Origin of the sequence: Bartonella sp. MR63HLJHH, from assembly GCF_042194155.1 — a bacterium.
GTDB classification, from domain to species: Bacteria; Pseudomonadota; Alphaproteobacteria; order Rhizobiales; family Rhizobiaceae; genus Bartonella; species Bartonella grahamii.
The window spans coordinates 1-2,323 of the sequence record NZ_JBHIMN010000030.1; the positions used below are offsets into that span (position 1 = coordinate 1).

At 25.5% G+C, this 2,323-nt stretch carries 2 protein-coding genes; one reads left to right on the forward strand and one right to left on the reverse strand.

Annotated features, from left to right (window positions below):
* On the forward strand, window positions 1-255 hold a 255-nt coding region (locus ACFIKQ_RS08920; RefSeq protein WP_375656301.1), incomplete at its 5' end, for an ABC transporter transmembrane domain-containing protein.
* 1,513 nt (window positions 256-1,768) lie between these two features.
* Here the strand turns inward: ACFIKQ_RS08920 and ACFIKQ_RS08925 are convergent.
* Window positions 1,769-2,065 carry a hypothetical protein gene (locus ACFIKQ_RS08925; protein WP_375656302.1) on the reverse strand — a complete coding sequence of 99 codons (297 nt, stop codon included), beginning with the start codon at window positions 2,063-2,065 and terminating at the stop codon, window positions 1,769-1,771.
* Window positions 2,066-2,323: the final 258 nt, after the last annotated feature.

The following is a 2,323-nucleotide window of genomic DNA, read 5'->3' on the forward strand; positions in this document are numbered from 1 at the left end:
CGTATTCTCCCTTTTCAGCGTATTGAAAGTCTCTATGCTATCGTTGTCTTGATGGTTGCTATCATGCTGTTTAGCACAGCTCTTATCACTCTATCAGGCTACTTAGGAGCTTATTTAGCCAATCGGCTTACGCTAGAATTTGGACGGCGCATTTACACCCATCTTTTAAGTCTCTCTTTACCCACTTTACGCCATTGGCAAGTGGGGAAACTGTTGTCACGTATTGGAGAAGTTGATACAATTTGTGTTTTTTAAGAAAAAACTCTGTAAAAAATAAATTTAGCAAATTTCATTATAAACTTATAGCTACATAAATTTATAGATACGCAAATAATCTATAACAAAAAATAGAATTCTCATATAAAATGTTGTTTTTTCTATCTCTTTTTAACTAAGGCAACTCATTTTTTGAAATGTAAAATCTACATAGATATAAAACAATTACTAAAAATAAATCTTATTTAAACTGATAAAAAACATATCATATATCATAATATTTTAATTTAAAATAATTTATCTATATTTACGAATGATTTTATATATATAGAAATATAGACAGAAATTGAGAATGCTATAAATAATAAACTTAACTCAATTAAATCTGATTTTATATATTTTTTCCAACTTCTGAATCTAAGTATATAAGAAAAAATTTTAAAAAAACCAATAATACTTATTAAAACTAACACAGTTTTAATAATTTCTAAAGTATCCATAATAAAAAAGTTCCAAAATATAATATATATAATTAAAAATATAGATATCTCTGATGTTTGCTTAGATACAGTTGCAGACATTTAATTTATGTTCTATTAAATATATTTACAACAATATTAATTCCAGAGATATCTTTCTTTAATACGATCTACAAATTAGAATTAGTACACCAGCCTTACTTTTTTGTGTGGCACTCAACAGCCTTATCTAGCCAACCAATATTAAACCCTGTTATGGCTCCATGTGCGCCCTCTTTGAGACTCTTTTTAGCGCGTGACATATAGATAAAATATTTGAATTTGAATTCAAATTCTAAACTTAAATACTATAATTGATTTTACATATATTTTTTATGCTCAGAAATCTCATCATAAAAGTAGGAAAGAAGACTTCTCTAATAAGGAAATTAAGCATTTCTTACAGGCTTATTTTTCCAATGAAAATAGAAAAATATATCTTCATCAAGAAAGATGAAATACATTTATCATAAAATATGATGCATATGTAATATAGTTACAGAAAAAAATAAACAATAAAATACACATAAATTCATCTGTATTTTACAATAAATGATTATTTCAATTTTATAAAGAAATTTCATAATAATAAAAAAAATATATATTATTACAAATAATAGAAACTTATTTAAATGAAAATAATTTTTTATCAAACATAATTTAAATATAAATACTAATATCTAATATATTTAAACGCAACATAAATAAAACAAAACGCCAAAAATAACAAAAAGAACCCACTAAATGTCTTAATTGCTTCCTTTATACTATTTTTCCAACTGTCACCACTGTATCTATAAATTAATGAAAATGAAAATATAAAAATAAATATTGAAAATAAAATATCAAAAACATTATAAATTAATAGTGAAATAAGATTATTACCAATATACATAATAAACACCCGAAATGAATTTTTTATATAAAATATTATAATGCTATATATCTATAAAATAAATAAAATTAGACATATATTTATAAATATATGTCTAAAAAATTGATTTTTAAATATATTATTAAGAATTATCTACAAATCAAAAAATGTCAACGTGATGACCACACTCCTGAAACTTTTTCATAGGCCCTATAATAAGCCCTGCATCTCTGCCCATTTTATAACCTGCATATCCACCCGCTACAGCGCCTGTAACCGTACCCCATACACCAACTCGCGAGCCAGCGTATCCTCCATACAGAGCTCCCGCAACTCCTCCGAGGAGTCCTACCTCAATCTTCTCTGTTTGCGCGGCATGATAATAATCTTTAATACCACACGCTGTAGTTGAATGTGAACTGTTGTGTGAATCATGTGACGAGCTTGAACTAGCCATTTTTAGTCTCCTTTTAATTATTAAAAATAACTGTATCATAATGATGCAGCGGGAATTTCATTATTATTCATTTTATAATAAGTCAAACATAATTTGTATAAATAACAATAAAAATACTGCATAAACAATAAATATATTATGTTTATATTATATTCACACAAAATGTATATTTTGTATAAATATAATACTATTTACAATACTGTTTAAATATGCGACATCCATCGCTCTTTCTCTTAAACAAAATCATAAATTCAAATG